General features: G+C 58.3%; 13 protein-coding genes. 10 read left to right on the plus strand and 3 right to left on the minus strand.

Annotation, left to right across the window (positions count from 1 at the left end):
• Positions 1-55 precede the first annotated feature (55 nt).
• On the minus strand, positions 56-1435 hold the full coding sequence (locus tag AC1Q5O_RS20575) for a cytochrome P450 (RefSeq protein WP_464662363.1): 1380 nt from the start codon (positions 1433-1435) through the stop codon (positions 56-58).
• Positions 1436-1716: 281 nt separating this feature from the next.
• Here AC1Q5O_RS20575 and AC1Q5O_RS20580 point away from each other — a divergent pair, with 281 nt between their 5' ends.
• The 3 genes from AC1Q5O_RS20580 (at position 1717) to gyrB (ending at position 6656) form a co-directional block, all read left to right on the plus strand.
• Entirely contained in the window at positions 1717-3522 is a 1806-nt protein-coding gene (locus AC1Q5O_RS20580; RefSeq protein ID WP_492565537.1) for a S10 family serine carboxypeptidase-like protein, read from the plus strand.
• Positions 3515-3943, plus strand: a complete 429-nt coding sequence (locus AC1Q5O_RS20585; protein ID WP_492565538.1) for a hypothetical protein — start codon at positions 3515-3517, stop codon at positions 3941-3943. The genes AC1Q5O_RS20580 and AC1Q5O_RS20585 overlap by 8 nt, the downstream gene beginning before the upstream one ends.
• Positions 3944-4214: 271 nt before the next feature.
• Complete coding sequence (gyrB, locus tag AC1Q5O_RS20590; protein ID WP_223612206.1) at positions 4215-6656, plus strand: DNA topoisomerase (ATP-hydrolyzing) subunit B; 2442 nt, start codon at positions 4215-4217, stop codon at positions 6654-6656.
• Between the two features lie 34 nt (positions 6657-6690).
• Here gyrB and AC1Q5O_RS20595 read toward each other — a convergent pair whose 3' ends face one another.
• Entirely contained in the window at positions 6691-7056 is a 366-nt protein-coding gene (locus tag AC1Q5O_RS20595) for an HVO_A0114 family putative DNA-binding protein (RefSeq protein ID WP_492565540.1), read from the minus strand.
• Positions 7053-7349 (minus strand): toxin-antitoxin system TumE family protein, encoded by a 297-nt coding sequence (locus AC1Q5O_RS20600; protein WP_492565542.1) that lies wholly within the window; start codon positions 7347-7349, stop codon positions 7053-7055. The genes AC1Q5O_RS20595 and AC1Q5O_RS20600 overlap by 4 nt, the downstream gene beginning before the upstream one ends.
• Before the next feature lie 284 nt (positions 7350-7633).
• Between AC1Q5O_RS20600 and AC1Q5O_RS20605 the strand changes: the two genes are divergently transcribed.
• From AC1Q5O_RS20605 to AC1Q5O_RS20635, 7 genes are all read left to right on the plus strand, one after another.
• Entirely contained in the window at positions 7634-8689 is a 1056-nt protein-coding gene (locus AC1Q5O_RS20605; protein WP_472461940.1) for a dipeptidase, read from the plus strand.
• A gap of 28 nt (positions 8690-8717) precedes the next feature.
• Entirely contained in the window at positions 8718-10328 is a 1611-nt protein-coding gene (locus tag AC1Q5O_RS20610) for an ABC transporter substrate-binding protein (RefSeq protein ID WP_464662375.1), read from the plus strand.
• A gap of 27 nt (positions 10329-10355) precedes the next feature.
• Positions 10356-11423 (plus strand): ABC transporter permease, encoded by a 1068-nt coding sequence (locus AC1Q5O_RS20615; protein WP_223612202.1) that lies wholly within the window; start codon positions 10356-10358, stop codon positions 11421-11423.
• Entirely contained in the window at positions 11420-12355 is a 936-nt protein-coding gene (gene nikC, locus AC1Q5O_RS20620; RefSeq protein ID WP_223612201.1) for a nickel transporter permease, read from the plus strand. Before AC1Q5O_RS20615 ends, nikC begins: the two co-directional genes overlap by 4 nt.
• Positions 12352-13185, plus strand: a complete 834-nt coding sequence (locus tag AC1Q5O_RS20625) for an ABC transporter ATP-binding protein (RefSeq protein ID WP_492565546.1) — start codon at positions 12352-12354, stop codon at positions 13183-13185. The genes nikC and AC1Q5O_RS20625 overlap by 4 nt, the downstream gene beginning before the upstream one ends.
• Positions 13182-13955 (plus strand): ABC transporter ATP-binding protein, encoded by a 774-nt coding sequence (locus tag AC1Q5O_RS20630; RefSeq protein ID WP_346306489.1) that lies wholly within the window; start codon positions 13182-13184, stop codon positions 13953-13955. The genes AC1Q5O_RS20625 and AC1Q5O_RS20630 overlap by 4 nt, the downstream gene beginning before the upstream one ends.
• Before the next feature lie 125 nt (positions 13956-14080).
• Positions 14081-15037, plus strand: a complete 957-nt coding sequence (locus AC1Q5O_RS20635) for a TadE/TadG family type IV pilus assembly protein (protein ID WP_492565549.1) — start codon at positions 14081-14083, stop codon at positions 15035-15037.
• Positions 15038-15090 lie beyond the last annotated feature (53 nt).

The raw sequence follows: 15090 nt of genomic DNA on the forward strand, positions 1-15090 counted from the left end.
TTTAATTTCAGGTGAAATCAATGGGCAGAGATTTTGGTTGTCTGGAAGCCATTTCCTACCGCCTTGCCGAAACCGCCATGGGCAGTCCGCCATCGGGTTGCGTCGTCAGTTTCTGCACCGGCCATGGCTTTGCCGTGCCCACCGTATCGAAACGATATCTGTGCAGCAGCGTTGCCAGCGCGATGATGGCCTCCTGCAGCGCAAAGCTGGCGCCGATGCACACGCGCGGTCCGGCGCCGAACGGCAGGTACTGGAAGCGGTCGATCGTGTCGCGGTTTTCCGGATGGAAGCGCGAGGGCACGAAGGCTTCGGGATTGTCCCAATAGAGGCGATGGCGATGCACCGTCCATGGCATGACCAGAATGGCGGACCCCTTGGGAATATGCAGATCCTTGTACTGATCGTCCTCCACCGGCTCGCGATTGATCGAAGGCGCCGGTGGGTAGAGCCGCATGGCTTCCTCAAAGGCGGCCCGCGTGAAGGGCAGGGCGTTCAGCCAGTCATGCGGCGCCGGCAGCGGGTCCTGCTGCATGAAGGCGTCGATTTCCTGTTCGATCAGATCGCGTTCCCACGGCGCCTGTGCCAGCAGATAGAACGTCCAGCCCAGCGCCCGCGCCGTGGTTTCATGCCCGGCCCCGATGAAGGTGATGATATTGTCTTCGATCTCGGCGCGCGACAGCCCGTCCGGTCCTTCCGCACGCAGCAGCAGCGTCAGGAAATCGTTGGGAACGGCGTCGCCATCCCGGTCCATGCGCGCCTTGCGCAGGACGATCGTCTCGGCAACGATCTTGCGGAAGAAGGCCAGTGCCCTGCGGCCGCGGATCTGGGTGAAGCGCGGCAGCCAGCTCGGCGCACCGAGGAGGTCCAGCGGGTCGACGCGCCCCATTGTCTCGAACAGGCGGTCGACTTCATGGGCGAATTCGTCGGGTTCACCGGCAATTTCGCCGGAAAACAGGGTTTCCGCCAGGATGTCATAGGTGAGCATCGTCATGTCGCGGGACACATCGACGGTGCCCGCCACGCTTTCATAGCGTTCGGCAAAGCTTTCCGTGGTCCGCTTCATCGCTTCGGCAAAACCGTTGATGTGGCGCGGGGTAAAGACGGGCGCCATGGCCCTGCGCGAGCGTTTCCAGGTCTCGCCTTCGGCTGTGAGCAGCCCGTCGCGCAGGATCGGGCGCAGGATGCGCTGGCGCACCGCCGCCATCTTGTAATTCTTGGCGTTGTCGACGAGGACGTGGCGGATCAGGCCGGGATCATTGGCGATGATCGTGTGCTGGAAGGCCCAGTCGATGGATACCCATGGTTCGTTGTAGGACGGCTCTCCCCACAACTCGAGCGGATTGCGGTAAATGGTGCGAATCAGCTCAATCGTGCCGACCGGGCCCGTGCGCGGCACCGGCGCGGGGGGAATGAATGCGGTTCTGACAGTGTCCATGTGGCAGCCTCCAGACCCGAAATGTGGGGATGGCGTTTCCCGATGTCCACCCATTCAGCCCTGATTCCTGCTATGTCCCGGCTGTTCGCCGGTTTGCCGTTGGCCTATCGACCAATGGCTAATTGACGAGGGATGGCCGGGCAGGGTGTACTCATCCCATGCACCGCCATTTTTGTGAGACAGTCGAAACGACTGACCGAAAATCAGATTTGTTCTCAATTTTTATCTCATTATATCAATAGCTTAAGTATTTTATCGATTTGTATTATGAGGTTGTGACCATGGCTTTGCGCTTGTACTGGCCCCTGCTGGCGGTGTTTCTCGTCTCCTGCAGTGGCGGTTCCGATTCCGAAAAATCCGCTTCAACCGCCTCGTCAGGAACTTTTACCGCCCCCAAGCCCGTGCCCGGGAGTGCCGTCTTTGCCTATGAGCCTTATGATGCGGTTGAGCGCCTTGCCGTGAGCGAAACGCCTTCCAGCAAGGCGCAGACGATCAACCTCAGGGGGAGTGTCATTCAGTTCACTGCAACCGCCGGTCATATGATTGCCTATGACTGGGAAAGTGCCCCGCCGAAGCCGGTTGATCTGGCGCGACTCGATGCACAAGCCGCCATTTTCTATACGGCCTATACGCGCGATGACATGCCGCGCGAAACCCGCCCGGTCACCTTCGTTTTCAATGGCGGGCCGGGCGGCGCATCTGCAGATCTTGATCTCGATTTTCTTGGACCGAAGAAAGTTGATCCGGTATCGCCGGAATTGAGACTGCTCGACAATCCCGATACTATGCTCGACAAAACCGATCTTGTGTTTGTCGATCCGGTTGGAACGGGTTATTCCGCAGCGATCCGGCCGTATGAAAACGCGGATTTCTGGGGCGTCGACAGCGATGCCAAGGTCCTGCGTGACTTTATCACCCGTTACGTCAACCTCACCGGCCGGCAAAGCTCGCCGAAATATATTTACGGTGTATCCTATGGCGGCATGCGTGCGCCGATCATCGGGCGCCGGCTCATCGAAAGCGGCAGCCGCGACTATATGGCTGGCCCAGATGGCAAGCCGGCCAATATCCTTGCCGGACTGATCCTGAACTCACCGATGCTGGACTTTAAAACAGACTGCCGCCACTTCAAGGTCTCCTGCGGGGGAGCGCTGCCGACTTACGCCATGGTTGCCGCCTATCACAGCAAACCCGCCGGCCGACAGGATCTGACGGCCGAGGACCTGAAAACGGCCGATCCAGCATCTGTGGCACCAAAGATTGCAAGGTTCCTGTCGGATGTCCGCGCATTTGCCGTCACCTTCAACAGCCTGTATCGGGCCGTATTCCCGGGCGTTTCGCAAGCGGCGTCTGACCGAATCCAATGGGACGCCTACCTCAACGCACCCAGCTGGTCCTTTCCGGAAGGAGGTCAGTCCAATGCCGAGAATTTTCTCAATGCGCTCTACCGGCTTACCGGAATAGGCAAACCGTACCAGAAAGGGGATATGGTCAGGGACAATCCCTGGATCGAAACGCCCAATCTCGATCCCATGCAATTCCTTGAAAAGTTCGACCCGGCGCGGGGTAAGCTTGTCATCGATGACGGACGGGAGTTTTTGCCCAGACAGGCAATCGATCCCTCGCTGGATCGGGTCGATATTTATTATGATTTCATAAAAACCTATCAGGCCGATTTCATGAACTACAAGCCGACGTCACCTTATCTGGGTCTCAACGGCGGCATCATCGATAACTGGAATTTTGAACCTGATCCAAGGCTGCCTGGTGCCGAAGGCAGGTTGGGAACCAGTCTTCCGGATATGGCTTTTGCCTTGACCTTGAACCCCAACCTGAAGGTTCTCATCCAGCACGGCTATTACGACCTCAACACCGTGTTTCATCAGACGGAACTGAACATAACGCGCGCTGGCTTGGCAGCCAAGGTACCGGTCAAAACCTATGAGGGCGGCCACGGCGTCCTGCCCGGCAAGACCCGTTCCTATGAGCATGTCATGCAGGATCTCGATGCATTCTATGCCCAGCCCCAGACGAACATGATTGCCGCATTGAATGCACCCTTCGCGGAAAGGGATGGCCATGAGTAAGTTTGCTTTGTCGATGGTCACGGTTTTGCTCGCAGTCAGCGGACAAGCACCGGCCTCCCATGCCGGGGATTCCATCAATCTGACCCGGCCGGATCTGGACATGCAGCCGCGCGCGCTGCGCGCCACTCCTCCGCATGACCCGCTGGGACAGGGAAGTCCCAAGCCGATCACGCCGGAGAGTGTGGGCAGCGCTGTCGACCGCCGTATCCGTTTTCTGTTCGACCAGGCGGCTGACCCTGCCACGCAGCGTGTCACCGTCGCTTCGGCGGAAAAAGCCGGTGTGGGCTACTTTTCCGATCATTTCCGGGAAATCGATCGCGATGAAACCGGCAGTCTCGATTTCACCGAGGTCAAGGCGTTTCTCGACGCCCAGTCTCCCATGGCAAGGCCGGCGTCGACCGGAATCCAGATTATCAGGTAGCGTGCACCGCTGTGTTCCCGTTCGTGGTGTGGCGCCCGGAATGAATTGTGCGAGAAGGCGGGCCGGGCTCAGCCTGAATCTGTGCCATACCGCAAGGTTCAGGCACGGATTTCCGCGTCGATCAGGCGTTTTTTAGCCATGATCCGTGGATAGCCTATAGGCTAAGAATTGGAAAAACGTACATTAACCACTATATCTAGGTTTGCAGCCGGGCATGATTCGCCCGGGTCCTTCACGCCAGTTTACGGCGCCAAGAAAAGATTGAATTTATATGAGTGATACACCTGAGATGACGACCGGAACTTCACCGGAATATGGTGCAGATTCTATCAAGGTTCTCAAGGGGTTGGATGCTGTCCGCAAACGCCCGGGTATGTATATCGGCGATACGGACGACGGTTCCGGCTTGCACCACATGGTCTATGAAGTCGTCGACAACGCCATTGACGAGGCGCTGGCCGGTCATGCGACGCGCGTCACTGTCACGCTCAATCCCGACGGGTCCTGCACTGTCACGGATAACGGACGCGGAATTCCCACGGATATGCACGAGGAAGGCGTCTCCGCAGCCGAGGTCATCATGACCCAGCTGCACGCCGGCGGTAAGTTCGATCAGAACTCCTACAAGGTGTCGGGCGGTCTGCATGGCGTGGGTGTTTCCGTGGTCAACGCCCTGTCGGTCTGGCTGCGCCTCAAGATTCGCCGTCAGGGCAAAATCCATGAAATGAGTTTCACCCATGGCGTTGCGGATGCTCCGCTGCGGGAAATCGGCGAGTCCAATGGCGAGACCGGCACGGAAGTGTCGTTCCTGCCTTCGACCGACACATTCACCATGGTCGAGTTCGATTTCAAGACGCTGGAACATCGTCTGCGCGAACTGGCTTTCCTGAACTCCGGTGTTCGCATCCTTCTGGCTGACCGCCGCCATGCCGATCCGGTCGAGCTCGAGCTGTTTTATGAGGGCGGGCTGACGGCCTACGTCAAATATCTCGATCGCACCAAAAAGGAACTGGTCAGCGAACCGATCTATATTCGCGGTGAGCGCGATGACACCACCGTGGAAGTCGCCATGTGGTGGAATGACAGCTATCACGAGAATGTTCTGTGCTTCACCAACAACATTCCGCAGCGCGATGGCGGGACGCATCTCGCCGGTTTCCGCGGTGCGCTGACGCGCCAGATGACGGGTTATGCCGAAAACACCGGGCAGGCGAAAAAGGCAAAGGTATCGCTGACCGGCGATGATTGCCGTGAAGGTCTGACCGCCGTTCTCTCCGTCAAGGTGCCGGACCCGAAATTCTCGTCGCAGACCAAGGACAAGCTCGTTTCATCCGAAGTGCGCGCGGTCGTCGAAAGTCTCGTCAATGAGGCCTTGTCGAGCTGGCTGGAAGAACATCCTGCCGAAGGCAAGGTTCTGGTGGAAAAGGTCATCCAGGCTGCATCCGCCCGCGAGGCTGCCCGCAAGGCGCGCGACATCACCCGCAAGAATTCGCTGAGCATCAGCTCGTTGCCGGGCAAGCTTGCCGATTGCCAGGAGCGCGATCCGGCCAAGTCGGAAATCTTCATCGTCGAGGGCGATTCCGCCGGTGGTTCGGCCAAGGGCGGCCGCTCGCGCCAGAACCAGGCGATCCTGCCGCTGCGCGGCAAGATCCTGAACGTCGAGCGTGTCAAACTCGACCGCATGCTCTCCTCCGACCAGATCGGCACGCTGATCCTGGCGCTGGGAACCAGCATCGGCAAGGACGAGTTCAACCCGGACAAGCTGCGTTATCACAAGATCATCATCATGACCGACGCCGACGTCGACGGGGCGCATATTCGCACGCTGCTGCTGACGTTCTTCTTCCGCCAGATGCCGGAACTGATCGAGCGCGGCCATATCTATATCGCCCAGCCACCGCTTTATAAGGTGTCGCGCGGCAAGTCCTCGCAATACATCAAGAACGAAGCGGCCTTCGAGGAGTTCCTGATTGATTCAGGCCTTGAAGAAGCATCGCTGGAACTGACCGGCGGTGAAGTGCGTGCCGGTACGGATCTGCGGTCTGTCATCAATGATGCGCTGGCTGTCCGTCATCTGCTGCTGGGCCTCAACACCCGCTACGACCGTGCCGTCGTCGAGCAGGCGACCATTGCCGGCGCGCTCAATCCGGAAGCCATTTCCGATACGCCGCGTGCCGAGCTTTTGGTGAAGGAAGTCGCTGCCCGCCTCGACCTGATCGCCGAAGAGACAGAAAAGGGCTGGACCGGCCGGCTTGCAACCCCGGATGACGGTGTCGACGGCTATGTCCTGGAACGTTCGCTGCGCGGCGTCAAGGAAACCGTGACGCTCGACATGGCCTTGATCGGTTCGGCCGATGCACGCCAGCTCGACCGCTATTCCCCGCGCCTGCAGGAAGTCTACGGCAAGCCGCCTGTCCTGCGCCGCAAGGAAAAGTCCGAATCCCTGGCCGGACCGATTGCCCTGCTCGAGGCGGTCTTTGCCACGGGACGCAAGGGCCTGTCGCTGCAGCGTTACAAGGGACTGGGCGAAATGAACGCCGATCAATTGTGGGAAACCACGCTTGATCCCAATGCCCGTTCGCTGCTGCAGGTCAAGGTCAATGACGCGACGGACGCCGACAGCCTGTTCTCAAGGCTGATGGGCGATGATGTCGAGCCGCGCCGCGAGTTCATTCAGGACAATGCGCTCAGCGTTGCCAATCTGGACGTCTGATCCCGGACAATAGTCCCGGCTGCGGGCGTCGCCGTCAGGCCACCGCCCGCAGGTCAAAATCGGCGTGAATGATGTCGAACGGCACGCAAACCTTTGCATCCTCGGTACGTTCGACAAGACCCCAATGGATCAAGACTGTTACATCGTCGTGAACCCGCTTCACATCGCGCCGGAGCGAGCGGGCAAGACCGCGAATGCTGGACGGACCTATCTTTTGCAAATGCTCGATCAGTTCCCAGCGTTTGGGCGTGATGATTGAAAACAGTTGGGCCGGCGAACTGAAAGTGAATGTCGCAACCGGATCGGCGCTTCCCTTGTTCCAGGTGTTGGTAAATTCCTTGGCAGCGTCACGCATGACGGCGTTCGTGTCGCTGCATATCTGGATCGCTGCCCGTCTCATTTGACTATTCTCCTGTCAATTTCCGAATAAAAATCGATGATCAACGCCTCGACGGAGATGAAGAGATACGGATATTCCCGCCCATCGAGATGGCAGTGATCGCCTTTTCCTCTTTCATTGTCGTATCCGACAATCCGCCTGCCGTGCCGACCCCAGAAAAGCCGGTATTTGTAAGGATGCGCGCTTCCTTTGACCGGCATGGGAACGGACCAGATTATCATCTCCATGATAGAGCCGTCAGCGAATATGCTCTTGTGCCGGTAGATCAGTTTGGCGCCGGTGTTGTCAATCATGCCAACGCACTCCTCCGTTGTCAATCATGCCAACGCTCCAGCGATATTTCGCCGTCCTATGGGTAGCAAGTTTGGCAATCCGCAGCCACGATCCACAGGTTGCAACCCGTTCGCATGGGCGGCCCGGCACAAATGGGGTTGCTCTTATACTTTTGTACAATTCCTATCTTGCCTGTTCCTCTGCGACATGATCTTTTGTCCAAGGAGAAGCACGCAGCACCGGACGTTGATGAAACGATTTATCGGTGGGCATGCCTTGTTGGGTAACCTGAGTGGGAATTGAAATGCAGCCTGTCTTTGATGGTCACAACGATGTGCTTTACCGGTTGTGGAAACATTCAAAAGACGGCGCCGACCCGGTCCGCGAATTCATTGAAGGTACCACCTCAGGCCATATCGACAAGAGCCGCGCCCTGAAGGGCGGGCTCGTTGGCGGCCTGTGCGCCATCTATGTTCCGTCAGGCGATCTTGCCTTCAAGGCGCCCGATGCCAAGGGGCATTATTTTACGCCGCTCGCTGCGCCGCTCGAGCGTGCACCCTCCCTCGACATCTCCCTGGAAATGGCCTCGATTGCGCTGCGTCTGGAACAGGCGGGCGGGTGGAAGCTGTGCCGTTCCACCGCCGATATCGAGGAGTCGGTGGCCAACGACCAGTTCGCCGCGGTTCTGCATATCGAGGGCTGCGAAGCGATCGATGCCGATCTGGCCGCACTCGAGGTTTTCTATGCGGCGGGACTGCGCTCACTCGGGCCGGTCTGGAGCCGCAACAATGTTTTCGCTCACGGGGTTCCATTTGCCTATCCGTCCGACCCGGATACCGGTCCCGGTCTGACGGCGGCGGGCGAGGATCTGGTCAGGGCATGCAACCGCCTCGGCATTCTCGTTGATCTTGCCCATATCACGGAAAAGGGCTTCTGGGATGTCGCCCGGATCAGCGATCAGCCACTGGTTGCCAGCCATTCCAATGTTCACGCGCTCACGCCGATCGCACGCAATCTGACGGACAAGCAGTTCGATGCCATTCGCGAGCGCAAGGGGCTGGTTGGCCTGAACTATGCGGTCGCGATGCTGCGTCCGGACGCCCGCGAGAATGCCGATACGCCGCTCAGCGACATGGTTCGCCACATCGACTATATGGTCAATCGCATGGGAATCGACTGCGTGGCCCTTGGCTCGGATTTTGATGGTGCTAAAATCCCCAGCGAAATCGCTGACGCGGCAGGCAATCAGGCGCTTGTCAAAGCGCTGGCGGACGCTGGATATTCAAACGAGGATCTTGCAAAGATTTGCTACGGAAACTGGATGCGTATCCTGCGATCCGCTTGGCATGAAACGAACTGAAACAACACAAAAAACAGGGGTGACTATTATGTTGATCAACCAGTTAAACGCGAAATTCCGGCTGCTTGTCGGAAGTGCGGCGCTCTCCGCGCTCGTGATATCCGGCGTGCCTGCATGGGCCGCAACGCCAGCCGATACGCTGGTCGAAGCTTTTGCCATCGACGATGTGATTACACTTGATCCGGGCGAGGCCTTCGAGCTCACCATGGGCGAGATCAACGGCAATACCTATGACAAGCTGGTGCGCCTCGACATCAATGACCCCTCGAAGATCATTCCTGACGTTGCCGAGAGCTGGACGGTTTCCGACGATGGCCTGACCTATACGTTCAAGCTGAAGCCGGGCCTGAAATTTGCTTCCGGCAATCCGCTGACGGCTGAAGACGTCGCCTATTCCTTCGAGCGCGCCATCAAGATCGACAAGAGCCCCGCCTTCATCCTCACCCAGTTCGGCCTGAAGCCGGACAATGTCACCGCAAAGGCCAAGGCAACGGATCCGAGCACCTTCGTTTTCACCGTTGACCAGCCCTATGCCCCCAGCTTCGTGCTCAACTGCCTGACATCGACGGTTGCATCCGTCGTCGACAAGAAGCTGATCTCGCAGCATGTGGTCGACAATGACTACGGCAATGCCTGGATGAAGACCAATTATGCCGGTTCCGGCCCGATGAAGATCCGCGACTGGCGCGCCAACGAAATCCTCGTTCTGGAGCGCAACGACAATTATCACGGCACCAAGGCGCCGCTCAACCGCGTGATCTACCGCCATGTCAAGGAAAGCGCCACGCAGCGCCTGCTCCTGGAAAAGGGCGATATCGACGTTGCCCGCAATCTGGAGCCCAACGATCTGGAACAGGTGGTCAAGAACAGCGACATCAAGACGACCAGCGCAGCCAAGGGCACGATCTATTATTTCAGCCTCAACCAGAAGAATGCGAACCTAGCCAAGCCGGAAGTGCGTGAAGCGCTGAAATACCTCGTCGACTATGACGCCATCGGCGAAAAGCTGATCAAGGGCATCGGCGAAATCCACCAGACCTTCCTGCCGAAGGGCATTCTGGGCGAGCTGGACGAAAAGCCCTATTCCCTCAACGTGGCGAAGGCCAAGGAACTTCTGGCCAAGGCCGGTCTGAAGGATGGTTTCTCAGTGACGATGGATGTGCGCAACGGCCAGCCGGTGACGGGCATTGCCGAATCCGTGCAGCAGACCTTTGCCCAGGGCGGCGTGAAGCTGGAGATCATTCCCGGCGACGGTAAGCAGACGCTGACCAAATACCGCGCCCGCACCCATGATATCTATATCGGTCAGTGGGGCGTGGATTACTGGGATCCGAACTCCAATGCGGAAACCTTCACCAGCAATCCGGACAATGCCGATACGGGCACCAACAAGACGCTCGCATGGCGCAATGCCTGGGATGTGCCGGATCTGACCAAGGAAACCAAGTCGGCCCTGCTGGAACGCGACACTGCCAAGCGCGCCAAGACCTATGAGGATCTGCAGAAGAAGGTTCTGGCAACCAGCCCGTTCGTTCTCCTGTTCCAGCAGACGGAAGTTGCCGGTATCCGCTCGAATCTCAAGGGTTTCAAGCTCGGACCATCTTTCGATACCAATTACGTTTTCACCGTATCGAAATGATCAGGGCAAGCGCCCAAGGCTGAAATTATGACGACCACAGAAACACAACTGGAGGCCAGGCGTTCAGGCGCCTGGGCCTCCGGCCTTGCCATTGCTATTGGCCGCTTCGTGCTGATCGGCGCGATCACTTTCCTCGGCCTTCTCGCCGTGACTTTCTTTATCGGACGGGTCATTCCCATCGATCCCGCCCTGGCGATCGTCGGCGATCGGGCCCCGGCCCATGTGGTCGAGCGGGTGCGCGAGGAATATGGCCTGAACCTGCCGCTCTATGAGCAGTTTTTCATCTATGTGAAAGGCGCGCTGCAGGGTAATTTCGGCAATTCGGTCTTGACCTCCAATCCTGTCATGACCGACATCCGCCGGGTGTTTCCGGCCACCATGGAGCTTGCCACGTTCGGCACGCTCATCGGCACGCTTTTCGGCGTACCGCTTGGGGTCCTTGCCGCCGTCAAACGCGGCAGCCTGATCGACCAGATCGTGCGTCTTATCGGCCTTATCGGCTATTCCATGCCGATCTTCTGGCTCGGATTGCTGGCGTTGCTGGTCTTTTACGCCAAGCTTGGCTGGACTTCGGGGCCGGGCCGCATCGACGTCATCTATGAATACACATTTACACCCATTACCGGCTTTTATCTTCTCGACGCGGTGCTTCAAGGCAATTGGGACGCCTTCTGGAATATCTTCTCATTCATCATCCTGCCCGCTTCGCTGCTTGGTTATTTCTCGCTTGCCTATATCAGCCGCATGACCCGCAGTTTCATGCTCAATGAGCTGGAACAGGAATATATCGTTGCCGCCCGTGCCAAGGGCCTGTCGGAAACCCGCATCATCTGGGCCCATGCCTTGCGCAACGCCGCCGTGCCATTGGTGACGGTCATTGCCCTGTCCTATGCCAATTTGCTTGAAGGTTCAGTCCTGACCGAAACCGTCTTCTCGTGGCCGGGCCTCGGCCTGTACATCACCAATTCCCTGCAAAACGCGGATATGAACGCGGTCCTTGGCGGCACCATCATCATTGGCGCAGTGTTCATTGCCATCAATCTCCTGTCTGATCTTCTGTATCAGGCGCTTGACCCACGGACGCGCGCACGATGAGCCAGACAATCCATACACCGCCTCCACCCATGTCGCGCCGTCAATGGCTGATGAGTGACCGTCCGCAATCGCGCCTGCAGGCAAGGCTTGGCCGCGCCTATCTGGTATGGGGCCGCTTCGCTAGCAACCGGCTGGCGCTTGCCGGCCTTGCCATTATCGTCGCCCTGCTGGTGGTTGCAGCATTGGCCAATGTTCTTGCGCCACATTCACCCGTTATCGGCGACCTGCGCAATGCGCGCCTGTTGCCACCCGGTGGTGACTATTGGCTTGGCACCGATGATCAGGGCCGTGATATTCTCTCACGCCTCATCTATGGCTCGCGCCTCACGCTCTATGTCGTGATACTCGTAGCGATCATCGCAGCGCCCATTGGCCTGATCGTCGGCACTGCCGCGGGTTATGCGGGAGGCTGGGTCGATTCCATTCTTATGCGCCTCACCGATATTTTTCTGGCCTTCCCAAAGCTTATTCTTGCGCTTGCGCTGGTCGCAGCCCTGGGACCTGGCATCGAAAATGCGGTCTTTGCCATCGCCGTGACGTCCTGGCCACCCTATGCCCGTATCGCGCGCGCCGAAACACTGACGATTCGCAATTCCGACTATATTGCAGCCGTCCGCCTGATGGGGGCCTCGCCGGTCCGCATCGTCCTGCGGCACATCATGCCGCTCTGCCTGTCCTCGCTGATTGTCCGTGTAACGCTGGATATGGCCGGTATCATCCTGATTGCCGCGGGTCTTGGCTTTCTTGGTCTCGGCGCTCAGCCGCCATTGCCGGAATGGGGGGCGATGATTGCGTCGGGCCGCCGTTTCATCATGGATCAGTGGTGGGTTGCCGCAGCACCGGGCTTTGCCATTCTGATCGTCAGCCTTGGCTTCAATCTGCTGGGCGATGGCCTGCGCGATGCGCTTGATCCGCGAGGCAACAACCAATGAGCACCCTTTTGACTGTCAAGGACCTGCGGGTCCAGTTTCCGACCCGGACGGGTGTGGTCGATGCCGTGCGCGGTGTATCCTTTACGCTCGGCCGCGAACGTCTCGGCATTGTCGGCGAATCCGGTTCGGGCAAGTCCCAGACCGGGCGCGCCATCATGGGGCTGACGCCGCCGCATGCGAAAATTACCGCAGAGACGTTGAATTTCGATGGCATCGACCTGCTGAAAGTCTCGGCTGCCGAACGGCGGTCGCTGCGCGGCAACCGGATTGCCATGATTTTGCAGGACCCGAAATATTCGCTCAATCCGGTCATGAGCATCGGGCGGCAGATCGTCGAGACGCTGCGCACCCACGAACGGGTCAGCAAATCCGAGGCGCGCAAGCGTGCGCTCGACATGCTGGCCGCCGTGCAGATTCGCGATCCCGAGCGCGTCTTCGATCTCCATCCGCATGAGGTTTCGGGCGGCATGGGGCAGCGCGCCATGATTGCCATGATGTTGATCACCGGCCCGGAGCTGCTCATCGCCGATGAACCGACCTCGGCGCTCGACGTGACTGTCCAGCTGGATGTTCTCGCCATCCTCGACAATCTGGTGCGCGATCGCGGCATGGGGCTGATCTTCATTTCGCACGATCTGCGGCTGGTCTCGTCGTTCTGCGACCGGGTCATCGTCATGTATGCGGGCCATATCGTCGAGGAGATCGCCGCCAAGGACCTGCACAATGCCAAACATCCCTATACGCAGGGGCTTCTGAACTGCATGCCGAAAATTGGTGTCGATACCCATCCTCTCCCTGTCCTTGATCGCAAGCCGGAGTGGGCGGCATGACGACATCTCCTGCCAAAGCGCTTGTCGTCGACAAGCTAGAAGTCACGTTCGACCGTTTCCGCGCCTTGCGGGGTGTTAGCCTCGATGTGATGCCCGGTGAATCCTTCGGGCTCGTCGGTGAATCCGGCTCCGGCAAATCGACATTGCTGCGGGCGGTCGCCGGGCTGGCGCCGACCAGCGGCGGCTCGATCACCGTGAATGGCAAGCTGCTGGACAAGAAGCGCACCAAGGCGTTCTATCGTGAAGTGCAGATGGTGTTCCAGGACCCCTATGGTTCGCTGCACCCGCGCCAGACCGTCGACCGGCTTCTGCTGGAACCACTGGCGGTCCACGGATTTGCCGACATTGAAAAGCGCATTCTGCGCGCGCTCGACGAGGTGGGCCTCGGCTCCAGCTTCCGCTTCCGTTATTCGCATCAGCTGTCCGGCGGCCAGCGCCAGCGTGTCGCTATCGCCCGGGCATTGATCCTGGAGCCGTCGATCCTGCTGCTCGATGAACCGACATCGGCGCTCGACGCATCCGTACAGGCCGAAGTGCTGAACCTGCTGGAACAGATACGCCGCGACCGCAAGCTGACCTTCCTGATGGTCAGTCACGATCTGGCGGTGGTCACCCACATGTGCGACCGGCTGATGGTCATGCAGAGCGGTGCCGAGGTGGAGCGCCTTTCCGCCGCCGATCTTGCCGCCCGCAAGGTGACGCAGGCCTATACGCGCAATCTGCTCGTTGCCAGCGAGGGTTTTGTGCGGCCGGGCGCACCCGCTGCCTAGGTCGTGCTTTATCGGATTTTTACCATGGTGCACGACTTATCGCAGATTGAGACAATCTGAACGAATTTGCTAAGCAGGCATTTACGGCATGGCCTTCATGGTTCGCTCAACAACCGGAGCGGGCTATGAGCAAATTCAAACAATTCCTGAGAGACAAGCGTGGCGCCACGGCACTGACCTTCGGTCTGCTGCTTGTGCCGCTTATGGGCATGACCGGTCTTGCCCTTGACTATACCGTTGCCTCAAATGAAAGAGTCAATTTGCAGAACGCCGCTGACACAGCGGCGCTGGCCGGTGCCTCCATCTTCACGGGTGGCAATGCACAGGCTGCCGAGGACAGGGCACGGGCCTTTTTGCGTGCCAACCTTGGGGACAAGGCTGGCGCTGTCAGCGTCAATTTCAGTGCAAAGGACCAGAAGGTCACCGTCAATCTGGGAGGGCAGACCAATACCCTCTTCATGTCGTTACTGAACCAGAACTCAGTCCAGATTGGTGTGACTTCAACTGCGCTGGCGCCGTTGAAACCGTCAGAAGCCAAAATCATTTTGAAGGACATGTACGGCATTTGGGCCAAAAAGGTTTCGATTGTCGTCACTCGCCCTGGTTCAACTAAGGAAGTGACGTTAGGCACCGTGCTGTATGAGGCCAAAGACAAGACTGCCCTCAATTGGCGAGGAACAGGGGTCAAAACCATGAGTCCGGCTGACGGCAACGTTGTGCTCGGCGACTACCAAACACTGTATATCAAAATGGAAGTCAAAAAGGACGGTTGTGATGTCGGCCGTTATAATTCCACAGCTGGTACAAACACAGTTACGTGTAAAACTGCATCGAGCGGATATAGGAATTATGACGCAACATACCAAACCAATGATGGAAATACTGTGGATCATCTCTTCGTTGACGGTGTGCAGCTGAAGAAAAATGGTGATACAAAGTTAACTGATCTGCTCAGTTGCGATAAACAATCTCACGAACATGCTTGGGAAGACGGCGGTGGCTGGGACCAGCAAGATCTTTTCTACACGGTTATTTCCGGGTGCAAAGCTGTCGATGGCGAGAATGTCCGCCTGACCAACTGATGTCTGCAATCCTCAAGCGGCGCGATTGACTTTACGCCCCCGCCGCTCCATCA

The organism is Phyllobacterium sp. MT110 (assembly GCF_058792715.1).

Excerpts from the sequence above, each read along its gene's own strand:
- AC1Q5O_RS20595 (WP_492565540.1), bottom strand. The coding sequence starts at position 7,056 with ATGAGACGGGCAGCGATCCAGATATGCAGCGACACGAACGCCGTCATG.
- AC1Q5O_RS20630 (WP_346306489.1), top strand. The coding sequence starts at position 13,182 with ATGACGACATCTCCTGCCAAAGCGCTTGTCGTCGACAAGCTAGAAGTC.
- AC1Q5O_RS20605 (WP_472461940.1), top strand. The coding sequence starts at position 7,634 with ATGCAGCCTGTCTTTGATGGTCACAACGATGTGCTTTACCGGTTGTGG.
- AC1Q5O_RS20600 (WP_492565542.1), bottom strand. The coding sequence starts at position 7,349 with ATGATTGACAACACCGGCGCCAAACTGATCTACCGGCACAAGAGCATA.
- AC1Q5O_RS20580 (WP_492565537.1), top strand. The coding sequence starts at position 1,717 with ATGGCTTTGCGCTTGTACTGGCCCCTGCTGGCGGTGTTTCTCGTCTCC.
- AC1Q5O_RS20635 (WP_492565549.1), top strand. The coding sequence starts at position 14,081 with ATGAGCAAATTCAAACAATTCCTGAGAGACAAGCGTGGCGCCACGGCA.
- AC1Q5O_RS20575 (WP_464662363.1), bottom strand. The coding sequence starts at position 1,435 with ATGGACACTGTCAGAACCGCATTCATTCCCCCCGCGCCGGTGCCGCGC.
- AC1Q5O_RS20615 (WP_223612202.1), top strand. The coding sequence starts at position 10,356 with ATGACGACCACAGAAACACAACTGGAGGCCAGGCGTTCAGGCGCCTGG.
- AC1Q5O_RS20585 (WP_492565538.1), top strand. The coding sequence starts at position 3,515 with ATGAGTAAGTTTGCTTTGTCGATGGTCACGGTTTTGCTCGCAGTCAGC.
- AC1Q5O_RS20625 (WP_492565546.1), top strand. The coding sequence starts at position 12,352 with ATGAGCACCCTTTTGACTGTCAAGGACCTGCGGGTCCAGTTTCCGACC.
- gyrB (WP_223612206.1), top strand. The coding sequence starts at position 4,215 with ATGAGTGATACACCTGAGATGACGACCGGAACTTCACCGGAATATGGT.
- nikC (WP_223612201.1), top strand. The coding sequence starts at position 11,420 with ATGAGCCAGACAATCCATACACCGCCTCCACCCATGTCGCGCCGTCAA.
- AC1Q5O_RS20610 (WP_464662375.1), top strand. The coding sequence starts at position 8,718 with ATGTTGATCAACCAGTTAAACGCGAAATTCCGGCTGCTTGTCGGAAGT.